Below are 23,883 nucleotides of genomic sequence, written 5' to 3' on the forward strand. Positions count from 1 at the left end.
ATTGATTTCATGACGATATTGGTTACAGGCAGTGCCGGCCATCTGGGCGAAGCGCTGATGCGGACATTGAGGGGCGCGGGCCAGCCGGTGCGCGGCATCGACATCAAAGCCTCGGATTTCACCGACCATACCGGCTCGATCACCGACCGCGACACCGTGCGGCAGGCCATGGGCGGCGTCGAGGTCGTGTTGCACACCGCGACGCTGCACAAGCCGCATGTTGCCACGCACAGCTACGACGCCTTCGTCCAGACCAACATAGCCGGCACGCTCAATCTCCTGGAGGAGGCGCTGGCTGTCGGCGTCCGCRCCTTCGTCTTCACCAGCACGACCAGCACTTTCGGCGCGGCACTTTCCCCTTCGCCAGATCAGCCCGCGGCCTGGATCGACGAAAGCGTCACGCCGGTGCCGAAGAATATCTACGGCGTGACCAAGGCCGCGGCCGAGGGGCTCTGCGAACTCTTCCATCGGCGGCACAAGCTGCCGGTGATCATTCTCCGCACGTCCCGCTTCTTTCCTGAGGAAGACGACGATCCGGACGTTCGCGGCCTGTTCAGCAAGGAAAATTCGCAAGCCAATGAACTGCTCTACCGCCGCGCCGATATTGCCGACATCGTCTCTGCACATCTGCTCGCGGCAGAAAAGGCGGGCGTGATCGGCTTCGGGCGTTATATCATTTCGGCGACGACGCCATTCTCGAGAGATGACCTCGCCGATCTGCGTGGCGGCGGCGTGAATGTGGTCGAGCGGCTCTTCCCCGGCGCTGCAGCGCTCTATACCAAGGCCGGCTGGACGATGTATTCCGATTTCGACCGGGTCTATGACAACCGCGCCGCCCGCGAAGCACTGGGCTGGCAACCCCGTCACGATTTCGCTCATGTGCTGGCATCATTGCGGGCGGGCCGCGATTTCCGCAGCGCGCTCTCGATCGAGATCGGCAGCAAAGGTTACCACGACGAGGTGTTCGCCGACGGCCCCTATCCGACCGCCTGAAGCGATGAGCGATAACCGGTGACGCCGAGCTCGGCGAGCGTCTGCTTGAACGAGGCGAGGCCGCGGATCAGGGCATCTTGTTCGAGGCGGACGAGATCCTGCGGCGCGACGTTCGACTGGTCCAGAACCAGGAAGGCAGGGTCGAAGGGCGGCTCGGCATAGGCGAACGAGCCCTCGCCAAGGACCACCCCGGCAAGCGGCTGCCGCCCGGCCTGGATCGGCGCGCTATAGGCCCAGACATTCTCGAAGGTGATGCGCCGCAGCCCGTGCTCCAGCAATCGCCGCGTCAATTCCTTGACCGGCAAGGCGCCCTCGCCGATCGGCACGCCGGCCACGGTCAGCCGTCCGGCATGTTCCGGCCGCACCATCATGTGGTCCTTGACATGCACGGAGTGGACATGCGGCAGCACGGCGTCGAGCGCGGCTTCCGGATCCTCCAGCACCATTTGCGAATTGCCGTAGTCATAGAGGATTTTCAGCTTATCGTGGCCGACGGCCTCGACGATCTGCGCCAGTTCCGGACCGATGAAATCCTCGTGGTTTTCGATGACCAGCACGATGCCGGCTCGTTCCGCATCCGGCATGACGGCACGGAGATCGGCGATGGTGCGCTCCATCATCTCGGCCGGCGTGCCGCGATGGCGCGTGTAGAGCCGCATACTCTGGGCGCCCATGCGCTCGGCAGCGCCGATCAACGTGCGCAGATGCGTGGGCTCGGTGCCGCTGGTGTCGATTTCGAGGCTGAGGCCGGAGCGCGCCAGCCGTTCACGCACCCGGTCCATCCGTTCCGGCTCCCTGCCGCCGAGATGACGATAATTCTCGTCATTGAGCGACAGGTTGATGCCGGTGAAGCCGAGGCTTTCCATGGTGTCGATATAGGTGATCGCGTCAAAACCCGGCGCGTGGCGGAAATGGTGCCACATGCTGAAACAATGCACCGCGAGATCGATGATCATGGCGTCTCCTCGACATGGGCAAGCTCGGCAAGCATGGCGGCGTGGTAGCGGTCATGGAGTTGCCTGTCTTCGCCGGCGCCCTGATAACGCAGGCAGCAATAGGCGGCCATACGAAAGGCGAAATAGGGGCGGAGCGCCCGATACCGCTGGCACACTGCCGGCATGGCCAATGCGTCGAAAAAGCCGTCCGTACCGGCGAGCGGCATCCGCTCGTTGAGGATCTGGAAGGCTGGCGAGAGGAAGGCATAGACATCTTCCGCCAGGTCACCCTCTGCCGGGCATTGCCAATCGATCAGCCTGAGGTTTTCGCCCGAACCGACCAGGTTTCCGGCGCCGATATCGGTATGGATCAAGGACATTTTGTCGGGCGGCGCTATGTCGATCGGCTGCGGCCGGGAGGATCGAAGGTGCGCGCTCAGAACGTCATCGCCACATCTCGCCAGAAGGCCATCGCCCTGCTCCAGAATGTCCTTCGGCCGCCACGGGACCTGGCGGAAACCGGCCGGTGCGGCGCGCTCTTTGCGCCGGAGCAGGTCGGCGACCGCCGCCAGATCGCCCGACCAGAGATCGCCTTCCGCATAGCCGTAGACGAGGATTTTCTCCTCCGGCCAGAAACCCATCGGCTCAGGCGCCACGCCAAGCCCTTGCAATCGTTCGAGAGCGGTAGCCTCCGCCTCCGGCAGATTCGGGAACAATGAATTGGGCAGAACTTCCCTATAGCGCTTCAGGACAAAGCGGCCTTCAGCAGAAGTGACCTTCATCACCAGGTTCCAGTAGCCGCCGCGCAGGACGGAAATCTCGAACGGCGGCGCAAAACCATGAGATGAGAGGAAATCGGCTGCCTGGTCGATCCCGAAAGCAGCCTCGGCCATCAGTCGCCCTCGGAGCGCGGCAGGCCGGAAATGTCGTCGACCCAGGGCAGAGCCGAGCTGCACCATTTCTGCCGCTTCGGGCTGAGCGCGCGTCGCTGGGTGATCGTGCCCACCCTTATGCCCCAGATGGCGGCATCCTCGCCTTCGCCGGTGGTGAACAGCGGCGAGCCGCATTCGGGGCAGAAATATTGCAGCCGCGGACGGCCGTTATCGCCGAATTTCCTGTAGATTTTCGGCGGATTGGCCGTCAGCCTGACATCCTCGGCCCGGGCGCGGGCCGTCACCCGATAGGCCGTGCCGGTCAATTGCTGGCAATCGGTGCAGTGGCAGATCGACACCATGTCCGGATCGATCTCGGCCTCATAGCGCACATGGCCGCAATGGCAGTGACCGTCGATCTGCATGGACTTAACCGAAATGCGCCTGGTGAATCGGGGCGATCAGCGGCCGGGCGGCGACGGTGTCCGCGATAGCTTTCACTTTCGGGCAATTGGCAGCCAGCCAATCCTGGTCCATCCAGAAGGCCAGCATCCAGAGATAGATGTCGGCCGTGGTCACGGTCTCACCGACCAGAAAGGGACCGCTGATCGCATCCTCGATGATCCGGTAATGACGATTGACATAATCTTCGGCGATAGCCTTTACGCTCGCGGCGTCGTCAGAATAGCGGCTCGAATAGGCCTTGCGCAGCTCGCCCTCGTAAATGTTGATCGCCATGAAGATCAGCCAGCGGTCATGCTGCGCACGCGCTGCGGTGCCGGGCAGCGGCGCCAGGCTGGAATGGGGGAAGGCATCGGCCAGATGCAGCATCATGGCCGAGCCCTCGGTCATGACCGAACCATCCGGCAATTGCAATGCCGGCACTTGCTGGCGCGGATTGATCCTGCGGAATTCCTCCGTCAGGTGTTTGCCATCGGCGGTGCTGATCTCAGCCACTTCGTAAGTCGCACCCGCTTCCGCCAGTGCCGCTTCGACCGAGACGCTGCCCGAGCCGGATGATCCATACAGTCTGTACATGCCTGCCTCCCCACACGATGGGCGGCAATCTAATCAAAGCCCGCGCGATGGGAAGGCCCATTTGCGGCGTGGATCAAATTCTTCCGGGGAGAAGCGAGAATCCAGATCCGCCCTCGGCGAATTGTCAGCCGACCGCGTCGGCGGCGCCGAGCGTCGGCACGGGCCGCCAGATTTCCGGGTGCTCATGAAATCCCTCGCCGACCAACGATGTCCAACTGGTCTTCAGCACGTAGCCATAGGTATCAGTGCCGTCGATGCGGCAGAAATCATAGTCATAGCGGATTTCGATACAGCCTTCCGGCGGCTCCTCGACCAGCCAATCGGTGTTGCGGCGCGTATGCCGGTAGAGCGACACGAGACCGGGCGGCGAGGGAGCAAGTCGCATCGTCTCAATAGCCGGAGCGTCGGCCGTCCGTTTCTTCTCGAAAATGCTGTCGGCCAAGTCCTCGTCGTCGCGCGGCAGGAAGCGGCCGCGCTTTCTGAAGACGACGCCGCCAGCCGATGGGACGCGCAGCAGATAGGGCTTGCCGCGGCGATTGAACACATCGACGAAGCCGGCGCTGTCGATGATGTCTGCGCGCAATGTGGTGTAGTTTTCGGCAACCGGCGTTTCGACGAAGCGGTAGGACGCATTGGTGATGACCAGGAGGCCGCCGGGATTGAGGTTCTGATCGAAAAGCTCGATCAGTTCATCGAAGCGGGAGACGGGAAACTGCTCCGCGAAATCGTCGGGCGTCGGAAAAAGACAGAGCACGGCCGAGGCGAAGATCAGATCATAGGGGCCGTGCGCTGCGATTTCCTCTGCAGACGAGGTGAAGACCGTGACGATGTGGCCGACCGAGCGCTGGCTCGTCTCGACCAGCTTGTCATTGATGTCGCAGCCATAGATCTCGTCCTCCGGGAAGAGATAGCGCAACGTCACCAATTCCTCGCCGATCGAGCTGCCGAAGGACAGGATCCGGAGCTTTTCGCCGGGCTTCGTCTCGCGCAACCGGGCGCGCGCTGTCAGCAAATGGCTCGTCTGCCGGAACAATGCGGTGTGGAAATTATGTTGTGCTTTGCGCATGTTCGACTGAAGGCCCGGCTCTTACAGGCGGAATGGCCGCCGTGTTCGAGTTTCCTAAACCATCAAAAACGACATCACAACTACCGGCTCGGCGAGCCGGTAGAATTTTTGGACCGGGCCAAACGCATCAGCGCTGAGCGCTCAGTGCTCCGCCTTGATGAACGTGCCGTTCTGCAGGTCACGCATCGCCTGCATGATCTCTTCACGGGTGTTCATCACGATCGGGCCATGCCAGGCGACCGGCTCCTCGATCGGCTTGCCGGAGACGAGCAGGAAACGGATACCTTCGTCGCCCGCTTGAACGGTGACTTCATCGCCGGTGTCGAAGACGACCAGCGTGCGATTGCCGCTCATGTCGCGGATGTTCAATTCCTCGCCGTTGACTTCCTTCTCGACCTTGACGCCGAACGGTTTCGAGGCGTCGCGGAATGTGCCGGAGCCGGCGAAGATGTAGGCGAAGGCTTTGCGATAGGTGTCGACCGCAAATGTCTTCTTCTTGCCCGGCGGCACGGAGATGTCGAGATAGACCGGCTCGGCGGCAACGCCATCGACGGGACCGGTCTTGCCCCAGAAATTGCCGGTGATGACGCGGACAGCCGTGCCGTCATCGTCGACCACGACCGGAATGTCTGCCGACTTGATGTCCTGGTAGCGCGGCGCGGTCATCTTCAGCGATGAGGGCAGGTTGGCCCAGAGCTGGAAGCCGTGCATGCGGCCGGCGAAATCGCCCTTCGGCATTTCCTTGTGCATGATGCCGGACCCGGCCGTCATCCACTGCACGTCGCCGGCGCCCAAAAGGCCGTGATTGCCGAGGCTGTCGCCATGTTCGACCGTGCCAGCCAGCACATAGGTGATGGTTTCGATGCCGCGATGCGGATGCCAGGGAAAGCCGTTTCTATACTTCGCCGGGTCATCATTGCGGAAATCGTCCATCATCAGGAAGGGATCGGTCAGCGACGGATCGCCGAAGCCGAAGACGCGATGCAGATGGACGCCGGCGCCTTCCATGGTCGGCTGGGCGCGGGATTCGGATTTTACGGGGCGGATAGACATGTTCGCTCCTCACTGTTCAACTTGACGTGAATATAGGCTGCGCCGTGTCCCGTGACAGCCGGTGCTGGAAGAACAGAGCGTTCAATATTCTGACTGCCTCCGCTGCAGCGGCGGTACATTGGCCTATCTAGCGCCAAGAGGTGACAACTTGTCACCGGGATGATCTGACAGGAATTCGTTTGTCCAATCAGGGATAAGGAAACGCTCCCGCCCCACTGCGTAACTATGAGAAAGGCACCTATGCTTAGGATCGCAATCATCACATTATCGGCAATCTTGTGGGCCGCTCCTGTGCTCGCTAATGACAACTCTATAGCAGGGCTGAAAGCTGAACCTAAAGTGGCGCAAGCCGAGTTTGAACTCCTGTACAAGAGCGACCCCGTCGATGCGGGTTACGCGCTTGTTCAACTTGCGGCAGCCACGTGCGATCTTCCCGAACAATCGCAAGATCTGCCGATGCTTGTTCGCAGAATGGCGACAGGACGAAATCGAGAGAGGATTGCTGTCGCCACCAGAGCTGTGGTGCTCCTCGGATATCCGGAGCCCGGAGATCACAATGGCATGTGTGAGAAGGCGCGAACTAGCCTCAAACAAATTGAAGCCGCGGCGACGAAGTGCCGTAAAATGCTGAAACATAATTCGTACTTTGGCTTCGCTAGCTGCTTTTGACTATGGCTACGCGATTATCGATCAGTATCAAAAAGGTCCTTTCAACAGATTTTCCTCGGAGACCTCGATAACGCGCGGATCACCCCCTCGCATTCCGAAAGATGAACTCGCAGTTGCCAAAATTGTAGGCGGTGAGCGTCGGGTGAACCGCGTGTCACCCTTGGAGGGGTGTGCAGAGATGTGCGACGAAAAGGCGTCAAGATTGACGTCATCCAAGTCCGGGAGAGGGAGCCATTCGAAAGCGGCGAGACAGCAGCGGCCACGCCATCTGTGGATATCGCGCAACGCGCACCTCAGAATGCAGGAATACCACGAGAAATCGACCGAGGTTTACACTTCGTTAACTAAAATGGGGAGATCATTGACATTCAACAGCAAAAGCCTCGCAGGATTTCCCATGTGCCGCTGGGCCGCTTATCGCGGAGATGCATTGTTCATCGAGGACCTGGTTTCCTCGCCCGCCCATTCGCTGGTCGCGCAGTCGCATTCGGCCGTCGAAGCCCGCACCGCCACCAATGGCGACGGTTTCGGCGTCGCCTGGTATGGCGAGCGCGAGACGCCCGGCCTCTACCGCGATATCCTGCCCGCCTGGTCGGACTGCAATCTCAAGAGCCTCGCCAACCAGATCCGCTCGCCGCTTTTCCTCGCTCATGTGCGGGCGGCGACCTCGGGCGGCACGCGGCGGGACAATTGCCATCCCTTCGTGCATGGCAAATGGTCGTTCATGCACAACGGCCAGATCGAGAATTTTGAAAAGCTGCGGCGGCCGCTGGAAATCATGCTGCCGGACGATCTCTATCTCTCCAGGCACGGCACCACCGATTCCGAACTGATCTTCCTGCTCGCCTTCCATTTCGGGCTCGAAAGCGCGCCGCTTTTCGCCTTCCGTGAAACGATCGCCTTCATCGAACGGCTGGCCAGCCATCTCGGCTTCCGGCCGGACGTGCGCTTCACTTCGGCCTTCTCCGACGGCAAGTCGCTTTACGCCGTCCGCTATGCGACCGGCGAAGTGGCGCCGACGCTCTATGCCGCACCGATGGGTGGGGACGGCGGCTATTGCCTGGTGTCGGAGCCGCTGGACGATAACAGGCAGAACTGGATGGCGATCCCGAACGGCAGTGCGGTCGTGATCGGACCGGATGGGCTGGAAGTGTCGGTGTTCGATACTGGCAACAGCGAGCAATACGACGCCCTGCCCGCTTCCGCGTCAGCGTGATCGGCGCAATCTCATCCAATTGAAAATTCACGGCGCCTGATATATATTCCGATGGATCGGAAGATTAATAGGAATACGGTCGTGAACGATATTGCCCTGCTGAAAAGCACAGAAGCTGCGGTCGTGGCGCGCGTCACGCTTAGAGACATAAACAGAGCGATCGACGAAAGCATCCTGCCGAGCCAGTTCACCTCCTTGGACAATGGGCGACAGATCTGGGCTGGGGCCTGCTGGCTGGTGGGGTTCTATCTGCACAGCGCCGGACGGCTCACCGCCGAGGAGCGAATGAAGGCCATTCACTGGGCAGAGCCGCGGGTGGAGGAAGGCCGGACGATGCCATTGCGGCAATTGGCAGAGCAGGACTGGATCATGCATCACGATTTCCTGACAATCGATCTCCGCCCCTTCGTTGCCGATTCTGCGCGCGCGATGAGCGAATTGGAGGCCGCGCGCGATACCGCCACGTCATCCAATGACGTTCTGGGTGGTACGCTGGTATTTCGCGGCACACGTATCCCAATCTACGACGTGGCGGCCTTATCTGCCTTGGGTCATTCCAATGATGCCATCCTTGCTATGTATCCGGCACTGGACGCCAGGCGCATTGGTCTGGCAAAAATCTATGCTGAAGCCTATCCGCAGCGCGGCCGGCCCAAGGCCGCGACGCAGCTTCCGACAGGTTCCAGGATCATTGCCGACCGCCGCGTCACCCGCCGAAGGCAGGCGAATTGAAATTCCTGATCGACGAATGTCTCAGCCCGGAGCTTGCCAAGGCCGCTCGCCACTCCGGCTACGTCGAATCGAGCCATGTCTTCTGGCTGGGCAAAAGCGGCTGGAAGGACTGGGAGCTGAAACCCTTCATCCTTGACGGCGACTGGACGTTCGTCACGAAGAATTCGGTTGATTTTCGTGGGCCGCCGGACGATTGCGGCTCAGAGGGTCAATATGCCGATGTCGCCATCCATGCGGGCCTGATCTGCCTGAATGGACCGGTCGGCATGAATCTGAGCATGCAGATCGAGCTGTTCGAAGCCGTTCTCGAAGAGCTGGCTGGGGACGCTGACTTGGTGAACCAAGTGCTTGAGGCGACCCTGGAAGAGGAAGCGATTCATCCTCAGATATGGATTGCCCTGACCTATGAATTGATCTTCGCAGCGATCATCGCCACCAGCTTCTCCGCCACCTCTGCCTTGTCCATATCCGGCCAATGATCGATACCGTCACGGCTCAAAATCGCAACCCGATTGCGCTTGCCGCCCATGATGCCGGTCTCGGGTGAGACGTCGTTGGCGACGATGAAGTCGGCGCCCTTGCGCTCCAGCTTGGCGCGGGCATTGGCTTCGACATCGCTGGTTTCCGCCGCAAAGCCGATCACCAGTTTCGGGCGTTTCGCGTGATGGCCGACGGTCTTGAGGATATCAGGGTTTTCGGTCAGCGACAGGACCGGCGGCTCGCCATCGGCTTGCTTCTTGATCTTCTGGTCGGCCGCGCTGGCGACGCGCCAGTCGGCGACAGCGGCGACCATGACGGCGATATCGGCCGGCAGAGCAGAGATGACTGCGTCGCGCATTTCCTCGGCGCGTTCGACATGCACGACCTTGACGCCCCTGGGGTCGGCGAGCGTTACCGGGCCGGAGACCAGCGTCACGTCGGCGCCGGCGCGGGCCAAGGCTACGGCGATGGCGTGCCCTTGGGTGCCGGAAGAGCGGTTGGCAATGTAGCGCACCGGATCGATCGGCTCGTGCGTCGGGCCGGAGGTGACGACCGCCTTTTTGCCGGCGAGCGGTCTTGGCGCGGTGTCGAGCAGCTTTTCGACTTCGGCTGCTATATCGAGCGGTTCGGCCATGCGGCCGATGCCGCCTTCGCCGCTTTCGGCCATTTCGCCGCGCATCGGGCCGATGAAATAGGCACCGTCGATCAGCAACTGTTCGGCATTGCGGCTGACGGCCGGATGCGACCACATCTTTGGGTTCATCGCCGGAGCCAGCAGCACCGGTCCATCGGTGGCAAGCAGGATGGTCGAGGCGAGGTCGTCGGCCAGGCCATTGGCCATCTTGCCCATCAGGTCGGCGGTCGCCGGCGCCACCAGGACGAGGTCGCAGTCGCGCGCCAGGCGGACATGGCCGACATCGATCTCGTCGTCGCGCTCGAAGAGATCCGTATGCACCTTGCGGGCGGCGAGCGCGCCGACGGCGAGCGGGGTGACGAATTCCTGCGCCGCCCGGGTCATGACCGGGATGACGGTGGCGCCGCGTTCGCGCAGGCGGCGGATCAGGTCGAGGCTCTTATAGGCTGCGATGCCGCCGGCGATGATCAGAAGAATGCGTTTGTTCTTGAGGATCATTTTCCCGTGCCCCAATTTCGCCTTATCGGCACAAATAGTCGAGCGGGACCGGTTCGGCAATGCGGTAGGATGGCTGCATGGCGACGATATTTCCGCGCCCAACCTTCACAAAGCCAATCAAATCATCCACATAGACTGCAAATGACAGATGATGGAGCGATCACGATGACTGAGGGTGTAATCGAAAGCACGAAGCTCGAAAAACTGGCCGAAGTGGCGGTGAAAGTAGGCCTCGACCTGCAGAAGGGCCAGGACCTGGTGATCACGGCGCCCCTGGCCGCAGCACCGCTCGTCCGTCTGATCACCAAGCATGCCTATATGGCTGGCGGTGGTCTCGTCACCACCTTCTACAGTGACGAAGTGGCGACACTGATGCGCTATGCGCATGCGTCCGACGACACGTTCGATCGCGCCTCGAGCTGGCTCTACGAGGGCATGGCCAAGGCCTATGAAAACGGTTCAGCGCGCCTCGCCGTCTCCGGCGACAATCCCATGCTGCTTTCCAAGGAAGATCCGTCAAAGGTGTCGCGCGCCAATCGGGCGCAGTCGGCTGCCTATAAGCCGGCGCTGGAGCATATTTCCAATTTCGACATCAACTGGAACATCGTCTCCTATCCCAACCCGTCCTGGGCGAAGCAGATGTTTCCGGACGATCCTGAGGAGATTGCGGTGCAGAAGCTGGCCAAGGCAATCTTCGCTGCGAGCCGCGTCGATCTCGACGATCCGGTCGCTGCCTGGAAGGAGCACAATGCCGAGCTCGCCCGGCGCGCCGGCTGGCTGAATGGCCAGCGCTTCGCCTCGCTGCATTTTTCAGGCCCGGGTACCGACCTGACGGTTGGCCTCGCGGATGAGCATGAATGGCATGGCGGCGCGACCAAGGCCAAGAACGGCGTTACCTGCAATCCCAATATCCCGACCGAGGAAGTGTTCACCACACCGCATGCCCATCGCGTCTCCGGCACGGTTTCCTCGACCAAGCCGCTGTCGCATCAGGGGACGTTGATCGACAATATCCAGGTGCGGTTCGAAGCCGGCAAGATCGTCGAGGCCAAGGCATCGCGCGGCGAGGCTGTGCTGAAGAAGGTGCTGGAGACCGACGAAGGTGCGGCGCGGCTCGGCGAAGTGGCGCTGGTGCCGCATTCCTCGCCGATCTCGGCCTCGGGCCTGCTGTTCTACAACACGCTGTTCGACGAGAATGCCGCCTGCCATATCGCGCTTGGCCAGTGCTATTCGAAATGCTTCGTCAACGGCGCGTCGCTGACGCAGGACGAAATCGCCGCCAAGGGCGGCAATTCCAGCCTGATCCATATCGACTGGATGATCGGCTCCGGCCAGATCGACATTGATGGCATCACCGCTGACGGCACGCGCGTGCCGGTTTTCCGCAAGGGTGAATGGGCGTAGTCAGGCCTTAGCGGTGGCTACGGTGACTGCAGGCCGGACGCCGGCCTGCGCCCGCTGACTGGCATAGGTGCTGGCCAGAACCAAAGCGATGCCGAGGATCTGCAGCGCATTCAGCGACTGGCCGGCAATCGCCCAGCCGAGGATGACGGCCACGGCCGGGCTGAGGAAGCCGAGCGTCGAGGCGGCGGCCGGCTCGATGCGCGACAGCCCGCGGAACCAGAGCACGTAGGTCAGCGCCGTCCCGACAAGGCCGAGCTGGAGGAAGCCTATCCAGTTCCGCGCGGTCAGCATGGGAAGGGACGGCTCGAATATCAGCGCGACCGGCACCAGCAGCAGGCCGCCCGCGGTCATCTGCCAGGCGGTGAAGGTCAGAGGCGACACCGGCGGTTGCCAGACGCGGGTGAGCGTGACACCGAAGGCCATCGACACGGCACCGGCAAGACCAGCAATCACCCCGATCGGGTCAAGTGCCGCCGCCGGGGTCAGCACCAGCAGCGCCACGCCGGCCATTCCGATGAACCCGGCCATCACCGCCAGCGCCCGGATCGGCGAGCCCAGGAGAAAGCGCGACAGCACGATGACGATCAGCGGCTGAATGCCGCCGACCGTGGCCGCCACGCCGCCGGGCAGCCGATAGGCAGAGATGAAAAGCATGCAGAGAAAGAACGAAAAGTTCAGCGCGCCAAGCAGGAAGACGCGGCCCCACCAGATGCCTTCAGGCAATTTGCGCACCAGGAGCAAGAGCAGGAGCCCTGCCGGCAGGGCGCGAAGCATGGCGACATGCAGGGGAAAGCCCTGCGGCAGGAGTTCGGTCGTGACGATATAGGTTGAACCCCAGATCATGGGGGCGATTGCCGTTATCAGAACGTCCGAAGTCTTGGCCATGATCTTGCTCCACCAAAATATCTTGACGTCAAGATATCTCATTTTATCTTGACGTCAAGACAAATCCGCCGATAGTGTCGGCATGGACCACCTCGACAAAATCCTTGCCCAATGGAAGCGCGAGCGGCCCGACCTCGATACGGGGCCGATGGGTACGCTCGGCCGCATCGCGCGGCTGCGCTCGGTTCTCGGACGCGAGATCGACGTGGAACTCGCCAAACACGGCCTTTCCGGCCCGAGCTTCGACGTGCTGGCGACCTTGCGGCGCTCCGGCGCGCCTTATCGGCTGTCGCCGGGCGAACTGCTCGTCTCGACCATGGTGACATCGGGGACGATGACCAACCGCATCGACCAATTGGAAAAGGCGGGTCTTGTCGAACGTCTCAGCAATCCAGGCGACGGACGTGGCGTGATCATTGCGCTGACCGAGAAAGGGTTCGCGACGGTGGACGCGGCTGTCACCGCCCATGTCGCCAACCAGCACCGGCTGGTCGCAGGGCTTGACGAGGACGAGCGGCGAACGCTGGATGGATTGTTGTCGAAGTTTTTGCGGGCGCTGGACGATCCGACGGAATAACCTTTCAGAGTGTGGAAATCGCCTTGCGGACCCTTTCATGGAACGCGGCCCGCTTTTCCGGCGTCGCCTGGTCCATATTGTGCAGCGACAGCATGCGGAAAACGACGCGCTTGGCGCAGAAAGCGGCGACACCGCGCTTGAGGATGCGCTTCACTGGATTGCCCATGTAGAAATGCACGATCCACCAGGGTGAGCCGGTGGTGGTGATCACCCAGAAATGCTTGATATGGTCGAGCTTGGGGATCAGCCGACCGCCGGCCGCGTCCAGTTCGAAGGCGACGCCGGGGACGAAGACGCGATCGATAAAACCCTTCATCATGGCCGGCAGATTGAACCACCATTGCGGAAAGACCAGGATCAAAGCGTCTGCGGCGCGCAGGCGTTCGACACTGGGCGCAATCGCCGACAGGTCGTAGCGGTCGGTCATGTAGCTCGCGCGTTCGGCGGCAGAGAGACGCGGGTCGAAATCCTCGGCATAGAGGTCGAGAAAATCCACTTTGTGACCACGCGCCTCAAGTGTCTCGACGATCATGCGGGCATTGGATGCGGCAAAACTGTCCGGCAGTGGATGGGCGAGGACGACGAGCGCCCTCAAAACAGGCTGCCTTGATTTGATGTGGCCGATGTCTTGGCAGCGGGCTTTTTCTTCGCCGGAGACGGCGTCGTATCGCTTCCGCCTTCGCCCGCTATCGCTCCGATACGGCCGTCGGCAAATTCGATGGCGATGGCGGCACCGTCCTTGACGGCTGCCGCGGAAGACAGAACCCGATCGTCCTCGCCGCGGATCACGGCATAGCCGCGCTTCAGCACATTCTTGTAGGAGAGCGATTGCAGGATGCGGTCGTGCGCCATGAGCGCCGAGCGTTCGCGCCTGAGGAAAATCCCCAGTGCCGTGTCCCCGCGCCTGATGATGTTGGTAAGCCGCTCGCGGCTGCGCCGGGTCTCAACGGAGAGCCGGGACGGCAGGCCCGAAAGCACCGCATCGGCGCGGGCGATGCGGGCCTGATGCCGGTCGATCGACCGCTCGATGATGCGCTCTGCCTTCAGCATCTGCTCGCCGAGGCGCTGGCGGCGTTCGGCGATGCGGGCCGAGAGGATGTCCGGGCGCAGCCGTGAAGCCGGTCGCTCCAGCATGCGCCGCTTGTTGAGCGCCGTCAGCTCCAGGCCGCGGCCGAGCCGGGCGGTGGCTTCGTCGAAACGGCGGCGTGGAAGCGCCAGCAATTGGTCGAGCGAGGGCAGCGCGCGCATGAGATCGCGCAGTTCGCGGCGGCTATGGTCCATATGTCGGCTCATGCAGATCGAGAGCCGGGCGCCGAGTGCAGCCAGTTGCGCTTCGAGCTCCGCCTTCACCGGCACTGCCATTTCGGCGGCACCCGTAGGGGTCGGCGCGCGCTGGTCGGCGGCGTAGTCGATCAACGTCCAGTCGGTCTCGTGGCCGACGGCCGAGATCAGCGGGATTTCCGAGGCGGCCGCGGCGCGAACCACGACTTCGTCATTGAAGCACCAGAGATCTTCCAGGCTGCCGCCGCCACGCGCGACAATCAGCACGTCCGGCCGGCTGAGCGCCCCGCCAGGCTCGATGGCATTGAAGCCATTGATGGCATTGGCGATTTCGACGCCGGCGCCCTCGCCCTGGACCTTGACCGGCCAGACGATGACATGCAGCGGAAAGCGATCCGAAATCCGGTGCAGGATATCGCGGATGACGGCGCCGGTCGGCGAGGTGACGACGCCGATGACCATGGGCATGAACGGCACGAGCTGCTTTCGCCCTCTGTCGAACAGGCCCTCGGCCTGGAGTTTCTGCTTGCGCTGTTCGAGCAGCGCCATCAGCGCGCCGACGCCAGCCGGCTCCAGGCTTTCGATGACGATCTGGTATTTCGACGAGCCCGGGAAAGTCGTGATCTTGCCAGTGGCGATCACCTCCATGCCCTCTTCCGGCCTGACCTTGAGTTTCGAGAACGAGCCCTTCCAGATCACCGCTTCGAGCCGCGAACGGTCGTCCTTGAGCGCGAAATAGGCATGACCCGAGGAATGCGGGCCGCGATAGCCGGAAATCTCGCCGCGCACCCGCACATGGTCGAAAGCGGCCTCCATCGTCCTCTTGATCGAGCCGGAAAGCTCGGTGACGGTGTATTCGAGGAGATTGGACGGCGAATCAGTGGCGATTTGATCACTCATGGCGGCGATATTGCGGATTTCAGCCGCAGTTGAACAGCCGCGAAGCCGATCTGGTAAGCAAATGTTATCCAGAATTGACGAAATCCAGGTTCCTTACAGCCCCGACCTCTGGCAAATCAGCGTTTTAGGCGTACCTAATAGGTAAGGGCAGACAAGAGTTTGCTTTCGAGGTGACCATGGGTTCGCATAGCGATTTCCTCAATGGAACCAGCGGGCGCGAAAGGCGGGAGCATCTCCGCCGGGAGGTGCGCCTCGAGGCTGCGCTGCTTTATCTCAAGAAGGGCCTGCATGGCTGCCAGCAGCAGAAGGCGATGGCGCTGAACATCTCGGAAGGCGGCTGCCTGATTGCCTGTCAGCTTCCCGATCTCGTCAGCGAACATCTCTATGTGATCCTCGCAGGCATTCCCGGCAAGATCGCCAGCGCTGTGGTCGGGCGGTCGAAGAACAGCCTCAACATCCGCTTCGGCGACAAGCTGCCGACGGAACTCATCGACCAGGCCGCCCGGCGTCGAGCCTGATAGACGGCCATCAGGTTTTCGGTTAGAGCCTTTCATGGTGAAATGGAAGCATTCTGTTGGCTCAAGCGGAGTCGGATATCAGGCCGGCAGGCGCGCGTCGTAGCTAAACCTACGGCCAAGCCGGCCGGCCTGATAGGCGGCCCGTTTCAGCCAACCCGAAGGGCCGGGCAGGTTTCCGCCAGGAAAGAGATGATCGCCTCGAACGTACCTATGGGTATGCCCGTCGGCGATCATCCCTTTCCTGACGAAAACCTGCTCCGGCAGAATGCTTCCATTTCACCATGAAAGGCTCTAATGAACGGCCTTGCTGTATCAGCCTCGCCTTCACGACCCAGGATCTCATGCCGGAAACCGAAAAGCCCCCCTTCCGCCGACAGGTGTTCTTCATCAGCGGTTTCGATCCGCGCGGGGCGCTTTTCCTGCACAAGAATTGCGTCACTGAAACCGGCAAGTGGAGTGCGACCACCGGTCATAAGGTCGAGACCAGCGCCCGCAAGAATGTCGGCAAGCTGGTCCGGCGCTGGCAGATCACGGCCGACCTGCCGACCGGCAAGGCAGAGACGAATCTCGACTTCCTGCAATGGGACGACATCATCCGGGAGCATTGGGACAAGCGCAACTGGATGGTCTATCTGCAGAATCTCGGCGTCATCTGGCGGCTGATGCTGGACGGCGTGTTCTTCCGCACCATGCGCGAGAGCTGGCCGATCGCGATCGTCATGGCCGCGCCGGCAAGCGTCGCCCTCATCCACGGCCTCGGCGCGCTTTTGCCGCTGATCGGCCTGATCGGGCTCTATTTCTTTCCCGGCGTGATCGGCAAGATCGTAGCACTCGCGCTGATCGCAGCCGGCGCCTACGGCCTCTGGTGGGTCCGCCGCAACATGGACCTCTACAAGCCGGAATGGAACGGCCGGATCGGCATCTTCGCCAACAAGATGATCGTCTCGAAGCAAAACGTGCCCGGCCTCGACGAGCGCCTCGACCAGATGGCCGACCATATCGTCGCCTCGATCGAAGAGAGCAGGCCGGACGAGGCGCTGATCATCGGCCACAGCTATGGCACGGCGCTGGCAACGATCGTCGCCGCGCGCGTGCTCGAACGCCGGCCGGATTGGGGTGGCGAGGATTCGCCGCTCGGCCTGGTGACGCTTGGCCAGACGCAGGCGCTGTCATCCTATCGCAAGAAGCGCAATTGGTACCACGAAGAACTGTCGCGCTTCGCACGCTTTCCGGATTTCACCTGGCTGGACTTCTCCTCGCCGCCGGACGGCGCCTGCTTTGCCATGGTCAACGTGCTGGATTTCCTCGGCAATCCGCCGAAGGGCATGCCCAAGCATCTGAACGCCCAGTTCCATAAGATCTTCACCAAGGCGCATATGGACGAGGCGCGCAACCAGCGCATGATCATGCATTTCTTCTATCTGCAGGCCAATGAGATTGTCGATCTCGGCGGCGACACCTATGATTTCGTGCTGCTGATCGGCGGGCCGCAGAAGGCGCGCGACCGCTATGACGAGAGGCCGAACGCCAAGCCCTATTTCGTGAAAAAGKCCTGACCCATGAGCGCCCATATCATCGGTCCGATGCCAAAGATCCGCAAGGAGCGCCCTTCGCCGCTCACCCGCATCCTCGAGGGCCGGCACTCTTCGCTCGATGTGCTGTTCGAGCAAAGCTATTCGATGAAGATGGGCGAGTTCGGCGGGCTGAGGCGCCGCTTCTACTTCCTTACCCAGCCCAGCACAGTCAACCGCATCCTGACCTCCGATGTCGGCCTCTACCCCAAGAGCGACCTGATGGGCACGGTGCTCTACCAGATCCTCGGCAACGGCATTTTCGTCTCCAATGGCGATGTCTGGAAGCGTCAGCGCCGGCTGATGAACCCGGCCTTCGAATTCGCCCGCATCTCGGAAGTCTTTCCGCTGATGATGGATGCCGCCAACGAGATGAAGACCCGGCTCGACGCCGTCGCCGACGGCCGCGACGTGTCGATCGATTTCGAGATGACGCATGTCACCGCCGATATCATCTTCCGCACCATTTTCTCCGAACCGCTCCCGCGCGAAGAAGCCGCGACGATTTTCAACGCCTTCAATCATTACCAGGAACTCGCCTATATCCACGGCGTCTGGAACATGGCGGGGCTGCCGCAGGCGCTGTCGATCCCGCGGCTACGCGCCATCCGGCACGCGCGCAACATCCGCGGACCGCTGGCGCGCATGGTGCGCAAGCGCTTCGACCTGCTTGCCACCAAGCCGGAAAACCCGCCGCAAGACATTCTCTCGTCGCTGATCGCCGCGCGCGATGCCGACGGCTCCGGCTTCACTGAGAAGGAACTGGTCGACCAGATCGCCGTGATGTTCCTCGCTGGTCACGAGACATCGGCAAGTGCGCTGTCCTGGGCGCTTTATCTGATCGCTCAGGACAAAAGCGTGCAGGAACGGATGCATGCCGAAACCGAACTGGCCTTCGGCCAGGAAGGCGGCTTTGCGCCAAAACACTTCAAGTTCCTGAAGCTGACCCGCGACGTGTTCCGCGAGACGCTCAGGCTCTATCCGCCGGTCTCCTTCGTGCCGCGCGACATCACCGTGCCGGAAAAGATCCGCAACAAGGAGATGAAGAAGGGCTCCGCCGTGTTCATCTCGCTGTGGCTCTTGCATCGCCATCGTGACATCTGGAACAATCCCGACGTCTTCGATCCAGACCGTTTTTCGCGCGAGGACGAGAAGGAAGCGATCCGCGCCGCCTATATGCCATTCAGCCAGGGGCCGCGCGTCTGCCTCGGCGCCTCCTTCGCGCTGCAGGAGGCTGCCATCATCCTGTCGATGATTGCACGGCATTATGAGATCGAGCCGGTCGAGGGGCATGTGCCGAAGCCGGTGGCGCGGCTGACGCTACGGTCGGAGAATGGCATCCGGCTCCGGCTGCGCAAGCGCTGAAGCCATTTTATAGCGAAGGCAGGCGGGACCGCGCCTACCGCAAAATCTTGAACAGCTTGATCTTCGGATCGAGCCCCACATCCACCGGCTCGACGAACTCCGGAATTTCTCCCCCGGCCAACCGCGCGAACAGTCCCATCGGTGCCTTGGTCTTGATGATCGTCACCTGCGGATCATCCTCGCAGAGCAGGATATAGTCCACCTTCTCGGCCCGCAGCTGATCTGCGGCTTCCGCGGGCGAAGCCATTTCAGCCTCGAGCGCCGCCAGCATGCCGCGCTGGTTGCGATGATAATTCGCCGTCAGCACCGAATGCGGCGTGAAACGCAGGAGATAGGAGCCCGGATTGGCCGTCGCAAGCAGGCGACCGGCCGGCAGTTGGGACAGGGGCGCAAGCTTGCCGGGAATGCCGCACGCATCCTTCTTGTCGACGATTTCGTTGCGCGTGCCGGCGATCGCCGATCCCGCTTCGGCAATACCGACGCCAGCAAAGGTCCAGACCGAGGGGATGCTGGCGAGTGCGGAGAGCACGAAGGCGCTGGCGGCGCGCACATCATTCTGGCGGGCGCGATAGACGTCCCGGAGGTCGGCGATCAGCGCGGAGAGCGGCACGAAGGCGAGGAAATTGGCGAAGATCATGCCGCGCACTTGATAGGCTGTGACCGCCCAGCTCACGGCGATCATGCCCAGCAGGATCGCATGCGGCAGCGCCTGCTGCCGCCGGACGATGCGCATGATGCAGACGACCGTGCCGATCAGGCCGACGGCATAGAAGCCACCGATGGCGGACGGTTCGATGGCCGCTTCGGCGGCGATCGATTGTGCCTCGCGGATGCTGCCGAGCCACATGCTCTTGAGCAGCGGATCGAGATGATCGAGCGGGTTCTGCAGGCATTGCGGCACGACGAGGACAGCAAAGAGAGCGACGACCACGCCGACGATCGCAAGTGCGGCGAAACGGATGGCCAGGCGCTTGCGGGTAACGAAAGCCGCGGCAGTCGCCAAGCCCAGACCGCCAATCACGACAAGCGACAGGAAGCCGAAGGACAGCGTGTCGGCCGTCACCATCATATAGAGCCTCGGCGGCGTCGTGGCGAAAAACAGCACAAGCGTGGCGATTGCGAACGTGAGGCCGAAGCCCAGCGCCGCCCGCTGATAACGCACCCCATACCAAGCCCAGAGAACCGATACCGTCACGGCGGTGACGGCCACCAGCGGCGTCGTCTCGACGCCGATCGCCAGCGCCATGCTGCAGGCGATCGCCGCCACAGCGAAATTCGAAAGCCGTGCCAAGGGGTCGATCAGCATGGCGGCGATAACGATCGCCAGCACCATCTGCATATTGTGATGATCGAGCGCCCCAGGACGGAAGCGGATGATCGCACAGGTAAACAGCACCGCGAGCCCGAGCGCCATCGTCATCGCCTGCCGGCCGCCGATGCGGAACCCGGCGAGCGCCGTTGCCGCCAGAAGCGGCACCAGCAACAGCGGCGGCCAGACGAGGGCGGCGGCGGCTTCGGCACTTTCCGGCGACATGAACGGGCGGAAGAATAGGATGAGGGCGGCGATCGGCAAGTCGATGAGCCGCGACCAGTGCATCAGCGTGCCGCCATCGAGGCCGAGACGATATTGCGTCAGATCGAACCAGCTCTGGCCATTGATGAGATCGCGCACTTCGACCAGCCGCATGGAATCATCAGGATCGGGGCCGATATAATCGAGATAATGCGCGAAATGCGCCCCGACCTGGAACAGGATGGCGACGAGGCTGAACAAAGCCACGATCGTCCAGAAGCCATAACGGCCCGAACTGTCGTCCTCGGCGCGCCAGCTATGCACCGGATGCCAGGAAGTGGCCGCTTCTTTACCATTTTTCGTCATCGGGGGAACTCACGCACGCAGACCCGCATCAATCGAAACCTAGCCTTAACCTTCTCAAGAAATAGTAAAGGCCGACCTCCGGAAAACCCGGAAAACGACCGCAATCCGGGAGAAGGTGGAAGCCATGAGCGACGGCTACGAAATCGCGGTGCTGATCCCCTGCTACAATGAGTCCCTGACCATCGGTCATGTCGTGACCGGCTTCCGGCGGGCGCTGCCGACCGCGCGCATCTATGTCTATGACAACAATTCGCGTGACGACACCGCCATGTGCGCGGCGCTCGCCGGCGCCACCGTGTTCCGCGAGCGGCGGCAGGGCAAGGGCAATGTCGTGCGCCGCATGTTCGCCGATATAGAGGCCGACATCTATATCATGGCCGATGGCGACGGCACCTATTCGCCAGATGATGCCGAGACGCTGATCAACACCTTGGTCACCGAGCGCGCCGACATGGTGGTCGGAACGCGCCGCGACGTCACCGTCGATGCCGGACGGCAGGGACATGCCTTCGGCAACAAAGTGTTCAACCGGCTTTACCGGTCGATCTTCGGCAAGGATTTCACCGATATCTTCTCCGGTTACCGGGTGTTCTCACGCCGCTTCGTCAAGAGTTTCCCGGCAGTTTCCGACGGTTTCGAGATCGAGACGGAAATGTCGGTGCATGCCTCACGGCTGAAACTGCCTGTCATCGAGATCGAACTCGACTATGGCAGGCGGCCGGAAGGCTCGCATTCGAAACTCTCGACCTTCGGCGATGGCCGCCGCATCCTCTGGATGTTCGCCATGCTGATGAAGGAGACGCGGCCCTTCGCCTTCTACCTGTCGATCAGCAGCGCACTGCTCGGGGCGTCGCTGACCTTCATGACGCCGGTGCTGATCGAATATCTGCAGACCGGGCTGGTGCCGAAAATGCCCACCTGGATTCTCTCCATGGTGCTGCTGATGATGTCGGTGATGACATTCACCGCCGGCCTGATCCTCGACAGCCTGGCGCGGTCGCGCGCCGAATTGCTGCGCATTCATTATATGGACCTGCCGGCTTTGTCTGCCCAGCGCAACGTCGGTGATGCCGTGCCGCTGTTCCCCGACAAGACCAAGCCTGCCAAGGCACCGGCCCGGAGGACGAAAGCGGCGTGAAGCGCTTCGGCTGGTTCCTGGTTGCCGGCAGTCTCGGCTTCGTCGCCGATGCCGGCATGCTGACGTTGCTGATGGCTGCGACGCTGCTCGGGCCGCTGCAGGCGCGCATTGTCGCCATCCTCTTCGCATTCGCCGTGACCTGGGGCTTCAATCGCAGCCTGACATTCGGCAGGAGCCGCTTTCCGCTGCTGCTCGAAGGCGCCCGCTACGGTAGCGTCGGGGTGCTCTCGGCAGTGATCAACTACGGCATCTATGCCGCCATCATCCGCTTTGCACCAGCCGCGCATCCGCTGGTCGCGCTGGTCATCGCCTCGATCGGCGCCATGGCCTTTTCCTGGACCGGCTATTCTCGCTTCGTCTTCGTGAAATAGTCCCGCGTTGCATCGTCGGCGGGGAAGAAGGATTCGATCATCACGCCCTCGACCAGAGCGTCCTGCACCGAGCCGAAGCTTGTCAACGTGGTAATCCAGCTCAGGCGCGTTTCGCCGAGCCGCATGTCGATCGGCAGGATCGGCAGCCGCTCGCTCTGCGGATGAATATCGAGGGCTTCGGCGACTTCCGGCAACTGCGCCAGACGTTTTACCCGTCGCGACAGCGATGACCTTGGCCCCTGCAACCAGGCTTCAGCACGGATGCGATGCACGAGGTCGGCCGCCGATTCCTGCCAATTGAGGATGATCGGCCTGAGCGCCGGGGTGTCGAGATAGGCGTCGAGGAAATTATCGCCCTCCGAGAGAGCCGCGCCGGATGCACTTGCCAGGCCGACGAAGGCAGGATTGGCAGCCAGGATGTTGTATTCATGGTCGAAGACCACGCCGGGATAGGGATCGTGGCGATCAAGGATAAGGCGGATGGCCGCGGCGATGGCCGGCGGCAGGCTCGCAAGCGTGCGGGCCGGCCTGGTGGCGAAACGCGGGCGAAAACCGGCAGTGGAGAACAGAATGCCCTGGTCGCGCGCCGGGATGTCGAGCACGGAGGACAGGCGCAGGATCATGCCTTCGGTCGGCCGCGAACGCCCCGTCTCGAGGAAAGAGACATGCCGCGCCGAAATGCCCGCCTCGTTGGCGAGATCGAGCTGGCTCATGCGCCTGTGGCTGCGCCATTCCTTCAATTGTTCGCCGAATTGCATGGTGGTGTCTCCTGATGTCGGAGGCATCAGACAGCAATGCGGTAAGGAAATCCATTACCTCAGAGGTAATGGATTTGGTTGAGATTCGCGACGACAGGCCGGGGAATCTTTTCGCTCATGCGCTCTTCCGATACCGCAATCGATCGACAAGCAAGTTGAACGCGGAAGAACTTTGCCGACGGCTCGGGTAGTAGAGGTGGAATCCGGAGAAGGGTTGACACCAGTCTTCGAGCACACGGGTCAACGAACCGTTAGCGAGATGAGTTGCTGCGCTGCTTTCCAAGACACAGGCGATGCCATGCCCTTTCAATGCCGCTTCAACCAATAGACCGGCGTCGTTAAACACCAGCTGGCCTTGCGGGCGCGTTTTGACATCCAGCCCGTTCCTGGCGAACTCCCAGGCATAAATTGCGCCCGTTGCGGATCGGCGATAGCCGAGGCTCGCATGCGATGCCAGGTCATGAGGGGCGTTCGGGACGCCACGCTTCTCCAGATAATCCGGTGACGCCACCACCGCCATTCGGAGATCGGGGCCGATGGGGACGGCAATCATATTCTTGGCAAGCTCTTCGCCAATTCTGACCCCGGCGTCGAAGTGTTCGCTGACGATGTCGGCGCGGCGTCCCGATAAAGTCAGCTCAACGTTTATCTCGGGATATTGCGACACGATGTCGTCGATCGCCGGCCACAAAATGGTGCGGGCAGCCCGCTCCGGTGTGAGGATTCTGATCGTTCCGCCAATCGTGTTCCGCATCGACGTGATGGCTGTGAGCCTCTCCGAGACCTCGTCGAGCGCCGGGCGCAATGTCTCGATAAGCTGACGCCCTGCCTCTGTCGGTGCGACGCTCCTGGTCGTCCGGTTGAGAAGCCTGATATCGAGCCGAGCTTCCAGCCGACGTATGGCCTGGCTCAGGGCCGATTGGGAAATGCCGAGCCTGGCGGCAGCACGGGTGAAGCTGCCCTCTTCCGCAACGACAAGCAAGTTCATGACGTCTCCGAGGTCTTCCCGTTTCATCGGCCGATCCCTGTCTATTCATAATAAATTATAAT

General features: G+C 61.8%; 25 protein-coding genes. 12 read left to right on the forward strand and 13 right to left on the reverse strand.

Annotation, left to right across the window (positions count from 1 at the left end):
- Nucleotides 1-9: 9 nt before the first annotated feature.
- Nucleotides 10-993: an NAD-dependent epimerase/dehydratase family protein gene (locus tag AC1D06_RS03480; RefSeq protein ID WP_477985024.1), complete on the forward strand. Its 984-nt coding sequence runs from the start codon at nucleotides 10-12 to the stop codon at nucleotides 991-993.
- On the opposite strand, the gene AC1D06_RS03485 is transcribed toward AC1D06_RS03480, so the two are convergent.
- From AC1D06_RS03485 to AC1D06_RS03510, 6 genes are all read right to left on the reverse strand, one after another.
- Entirely contained in the window at nucleotides 978-1,949 is a 972-nt protein-coding gene (locus AC1D06_RS03485; RefSeq protein ID WP_477985026.1) for a sugar phosphate isomerase/epimerase family protein, read from the reverse strand. The genes AC1D06_RS03480 and AC1D06_RS03485 overlap by 16 nt on opposite strands.
- On the reverse strand, nucleotides 1,946-2,821 hold the full coding sequence (locus AC1D06_RS03490) for a phosphotransferase (protein WP_477985028.1): 876 nt from the start codon (nucleotides 2,819-2,821) through the stop codon (nucleotides 1,946-1,948). Before AC1D06_RS03490 ends, AC1D06_RS03485 begins: the two co-directional genes overlap by 4 nt.
- Entirely contained in the window at nucleotides 2,821-3,225 is a 405-nt protein-coding gene (locus AC1D06_RS03495) for a GFA family protein (RefSeq protein WP_477876155.1), read from the reverse strand. Before AC1D06_RS03495 ends, AC1D06_RS03490 begins: the two co-directional genes overlap by 1 nt.
- 4 nt (nucleotides 3,226-3,229) lie before the next feature.
- Nucleotides 3,230-3,838, reverse strand: coding sequence for a glutathione S-transferase family protein (locus AC1D06_RS03500; RefSeq protein ID WP_477876156.1), 609 nt, complete (start codon nucleotides 3,836-3,838; stop codon nucleotides 3,230-3,232).
- Nucleotides 3,839-3,962: 124 nt separating this feature from the next.
- Nucleotides 3,963-4,904 (reverse strand): class I SAM-dependent methyltransferase, encoded by a 942-nt coding sequence (locus AC1D06_RS03505; RefSeq protein WP_477876157.1) that lies wholly within the window; start codon nucleotides 4,902-4,904, stop codon nucleotides 3,963-3,965.
- 141 nt (nucleotides 4,905-5,045) lie between these two features.
- Entirely contained in the window at nucleotides 5,046-5,957 is a 912-nt protein-coding gene (locus tag AC1D06_RS03510; RefSeq protein ID WP_477876158.1) for a pirin family protein, read from the reverse strand.
- 240 nt (nucleotides 5,958-6,197) lie between these two features.
- Between AC1D06_RS03510 and AC1D06_RS03515 the strand changes: the two genes are divergently transcribed.
- The 4 genes from AC1D06_RS03515 (at nucleotide 6,198) to AC1D06_RS03530 (ending at nucleotide 9,053) form a co-directional block, all read left to right on the forward strand.
- On the forward strand, nucleotides 6,198-6,626 hold the full coding sequence (locus tag AC1D06_RS03515; RefSeq protein ID WP_477876159.1) for a hypothetical protein: 429 nt from the start codon (nucleotides 6,198-6,200) through the stop codon (nucleotides 6,624-6,626).
- A gap of 397 nt (nucleotides 6,627-7,023) precedes the next feature.
- Nucleotides 7,024-7,842, forward strand: coding sequence for a class II glutamine amidotransferase (locus AC1D06_RS03520; protein ID WP_477985030.1), 819 nt, complete (start codon nucleotides 7,024-7,026; stop codon nucleotides 7,840-7,842).
- 51 nt (nucleotides 7,843-7,893) lie between these two features.
- Nucleotides 7,894-8,574, forward strand: a complete 681-nt coding sequence (locus tag AC1D06_RS03525; RefSeq protein ID WP_477985032.1) for a DUF433 domain-containing protein — start codon at nucleotides 7,894-7,896, stop codon at nucleotides 8,572-8,574.
- A complete protein-coding gene (locus tag AC1D06_RS03530) occupies nucleotides 8,571-9,053 on the forward strand; it encodes a DUF5615 family PIN-like protein (protein ID WP_477985034.1) in 483 nt (160 codons plus the stop codon). The genes AC1D06_RS03525 and AC1D06_RS03530 overlap by 4 nt, the downstream gene beginning before the upstream one ends.
- Here the strand turns inward: AC1D06_RS03530 and coaBC are convergent.
- Entirely contained in the window at nucleotides 8,978-10,186 is a 1,209-nt protein-coding gene (coaBC, locus tag AC1D06_RS03535) for a bifunctional phosphopantothenoylcysteine decarboxylase/phosphopantothenate--cysteine ligase CoaBC (protein ID WP_477876163.1), read from the reverse strand. The genes AC1D06_RS03530 and coaBC overlap by 76 nt on opposite strands.
- Nucleotides 10,187-10,351: 165 nt before the next feature.
- Here coaBC and AC1D06_RS03540 point away from each other — a divergent pair, with 165 nt between their 5' ends.
- A complete protein-coding gene (locus tag AC1D06_RS03540; RefSeq protein WP_477985036.1) occupies nucleotides 10,352-11,590 on the forward strand; it encodes an aminopeptidase in 1,239 nt (412 codons plus the stop codon).
- Here AC1D06_RS03540 and AC1D06_RS03545 read toward each other — a convergent pair whose 3' ends face one another.
- Complete coding sequence (locus AC1D06_RS03545) at nucleotides 11,591-12,475, reverse strand: EamA family transporter (RefSeq protein ID WP_477985038.1); 885 nt, start codon at nucleotides 12,473-12,475, stop codon at nucleotides 11,591-11,593.
- A gap of 82 nt (nucleotides 12,476-12,557) precedes the next feature.
- Here AC1D06_RS03545 and AC1D06_RS03550 point away from each other — a divergent pair, with 82 nt between their 5' ends.
- Complete coding sequence (locus AC1D06_RS03550; RefSeq protein WP_477876166.1) at nucleotides 12,558-13,052, forward strand: MarR family winged helix-turn-helix transcriptional regulator; 495 nt, start codon at nucleotides 12,558-12,560, stop codon at nucleotides 13,050-13,052.
- 4 nt (nucleotides 13,053-13,056) lie between these two features.
- Here the strand turns inward: AC1D06_RS03550 and AC1D06_RS03555 are convergent, their stop codons facing one another.
- Nucleotides 13,057-13,647 carry an NAD(P)H-dependent oxidoreductase gene (locus AC1D06_RS03555; protein ID WP_477876167.1) on the reverse strand — a complete coding sequence of 197 codons (591 nt, stop codon included), beginning with the start codon at nucleotides 13,645-13,647 and terminating at the stop codon, nucleotides 13,057-13,059.
- Nucleotides 13,644-15,233, reverse strand: a complete 1,590-nt coding sequence (gene xseA / locus AC1D06_RS03560) for an exodeoxyribonuclease VII large subunit (protein ID WP_477985040.1) — start codon at nucleotides 15,231-15,233, stop codon at nucleotides 13,644-13,646. Before xseA ends, AC1D06_RS03555 begins: the two co-directional genes overlap by 4 nt.
- A 176-nt stretch (nucleotides 15,234-15,409) precedes the next feature.
- Between xseA and AC1D06_RS03565 the strand changes: the two genes are divergently transcribed.
- The 3 genes from AC1D06_RS03565 (at nucleotide 15,410) to AC1D06_RS03575 (ending at nucleotide 18,687) form a co-directional block, all read left to right on the forward strand.
- A complete protein-coding gene (locus AC1D06_RS03565) occupies nucleotides 15,410-15,751 on the forward strand; it encodes a hypothetical protein (protein ID WP_477876169.1) in 342 nt (113 codons plus the stop codon).
- A 341-nt stretch (nucleotides 15,752-16,092) separates the two neighbouring features.
- Complete coding sequence (locus AC1D06_RS03570) at nucleotides 16,093-17,307, forward strand: alpha/beta fold hydrolase (RefSeq protein ID WP_477985042.1); 1,215 nt, start codon at nucleotides 16,093-16,095, stop codon at nucleotides 17,305-17,307.
- A 3-nt stretch (nucleotides 17,308-17,310) separates the two neighbouring features.
- A complete protein-coding gene (locus AC1D06_RS03575) occupies nucleotides 17,311-18,687 on the forward strand; it encodes a cytochrome P450 (RefSeq protein WP_477876171.1) in 1,377 nt (458 codons plus the stop codon).
- A gap of 34 nt (nucleotides 18,688-18,721) precedes the next feature.
- Here AC1D06_RS03575 and AC1D06_RS03580 read toward each other — a convergent pair whose 3' ends face one another.
- On the reverse strand, nucleotides 18,722-20,566 hold the full coding sequence (locus AC1D06_RS03580; RefSeq protein WP_477985044.1) for a hypothetical protein: 1,845 nt from the start codon (nucleotides 20,564-20,566) through the stop codon (nucleotides 18,722-18,724).
- A gap of 124 nt (nucleotides 20,567-20,690) precedes the next feature.
- On the opposite strand from AC1D06_RS03580, the gene AC1D06_RS03585 reads away from it, so the two are divergent.
- Both AC1D06_RS03585 and AC1D06_RS03590 read left to right on the forward strand, forming a co-directional pair.
- A complete protein-coding gene (locus AC1D06_RS03585; RefSeq protein WP_477876173.1) occupies nucleotides 20,691-21,704 on the forward strand; it encodes a glycosyltransferase in 1,014 nt (337 codons plus the stop codon).
- A complete protein-coding gene (locus AC1D06_RS03590; RefSeq protein WP_477876174.1) occupies nucleotides 21,701-22,075 on the forward strand; it encodes a GtrA family protein in 375 nt (124 codons plus the stop codon). The genes AC1D06_RS03585 and AC1D06_RS03590 overlap by 4 nt, the downstream gene beginning before the upstream one ends.
- On the opposite strand, the gene AC1D06_RS03595 is transcribed toward AC1D06_RS03590, so the two are convergent.
- Together AC1D06_RS03595 and AC1D06_RS03600 are read right to left on the reverse strand one after the other, a co-directional pair.
- Nucleotides 22,048-22,833: a helix-turn-helix domain-containing protein gene (locus AC1D06_RS03595; RefSeq protein ID WP_477876175.1), complete on the reverse strand. Its 786-nt coding sequence runs from the start codon at nucleotides 22,831-22,833 to the stop codon at nucleotides 22,048-22,050. The two genes, AC1D06_RS03590 and AC1D06_RS03595, sit on opposite strands and share 28 nt — an antisense overlap.
- Nucleotides 22,834-22,948: 115 nt before the next feature.
- Entirely contained in the window at nucleotides 22,949-23,848 is a 900-nt protein-coding gene (locus AC1D06_RS03600; RefSeq protein WP_477985046.1) for a LysR family transcriptional regulator, read from the reverse strand.
- Nucleotides 23,849-23,883 lie beyond the last annotated feature (35 nt).

The sequence above is a fragment of the Rhizobium sp. P2_G2 genome (assembly GCF_056403555.1).

Bases quoted from the DNA above. Each gene is read 5' to 3' on its own strand.
- AC1D06_RS03485 (WP_477985026.1), bottom strand. From the start codon at position 1,949: ATGATCATCGATCTCGCGGTGCATTGTTTCAGCATGTGGCACCATTTC.
- AC1D06_RS03510 (WP_477876158.1), bottom strand. From the start codon at position 5,957: ATGTCTATCCGCCCCGTAAAATCCGAATCCCGCGCCCAGCCGACCATG.
- AC1D06_RS03550 (WP_477876166.1), top strand. From the start codon at position 12,558: ATGGACCACCTCGACAAAATCCTTGCCCAATGGAAGCGCGAGCGGCCC.
- AC1D06_RS03500 (WP_477876156.1), bottom strand. From the start codon at position 3,838: ATGTACAGACTGTATGGATCATCCGGCTCGGGCAGCGTCTCGGTCGAA.
- AC1D06_RS03540 (WP_477985036.1), top strand. From the start codon at position 10,352: ATGACTGAGGGTGTAATCGAAAGCACGAAGCTCGAAAAACTGGCCGAA.
- AC1D06_RS03600 (WP_477985046.1), bottom strand. From the start codon at position 23,848: ATGAAACGGGAAGACCTCGGAGACGTCATGAACTTGCTTGTCGTTGCG.
- AC1D06_RS03520 (WP_477985030.1), top strand. From the start codon at position 7,024: ATGTGCCGCTGGGCCGCTTATCGCGGAGATGCATTGTTCATCGAGGAC.
- AC1D06_RS03595 (WP_477876175.1), bottom strand. From the start codon at position 22,833: ATGCAATTCGGCGAACAATTGAAGGAATGGCGCAGCCACAGGCGCATG.
- AC1D06_RS03580 (WP_477985044.1), bottom strand. From the start codon at position 20,566: ATGACGAAAAATGGTAAAGAAGCGGCCACTTCCTGGCATCCGGTGCAT.
- AC1D06_RS03575 (WP_477876171.1), top strand. From the start codon at position 17,311: ATGAGCGCCCATATCATCGGTCCGATGCCAAAGATCCGCAAGGAGCGC.
- AC1D06_RS03585 (WP_477876173.1), top strand. From the start codon at position 20,691: ATGAGCGACGGCTACGAAATCGCGGTGCTGATCCCCTGCTACAATGAG.
- AC1D06_RS03525 (WP_477985032.1), top strand. From the start codon at position 7,894: ATGGATCGGAAGATTAATAGGAATACGGTCGTGAACGATATTGCCCTG.
- coaBC (WP_477876163.1), bottom strand. From the start codon at position 10,186: ATGATCCTCAAGAACAAACGCATTCTTCTGATCATCGCCGGCGGCATC.
- AC1D06_RS03505 (WP_477876157.1), bottom strand. From the start codon at position 4,904: ATGCGCAAAGCACAACATAATTTCCACACCGCATTGTTCCGGCAGACG.
- AC1D06_RS03565 (WP_477876169.1), top strand. From the start codon at position 15,410: ATGGGTTCGCATAGCGATTTCCTCAATGGAACCAGCGGGCGCGAAAGG.
- AC1D06_RS03545 (WP_477985038.1), bottom strand. From the start codon at position 12,475: ATGGCCAAGACTTCGGACGTTCTGATAACGGCAATCGCCCCCATGATC.
- xseA (WP_477985040.1), bottom strand. From the start codon at position 15,233: ATGAGTGATCAAATCGCCACTGATTCGCCGTCCAATCTCCTCGAATAC.
- AC1D06_RS03495 (WP_477876155.1), bottom strand. From the start codon at position 3,225: ATGCAGATCGACGGTCACTGCCATTGCGGCCATGTGCGCTATGAGGCC.
- AC1D06_RS03490 (WP_477985028.1), bottom strand. From the start codon at position 2,821: ATGGCCGAGGCTGCTTTCGGGATCGACCAGGCAGCCGATTTCCTCTCA.
- AC1D06_RS03515 (WP_477876159.1), top strand. From the start codon at position 6,198: ATGCTTAGGATCGCAATCATCACATTATCGGCAATCTTGTGGGCCGCT.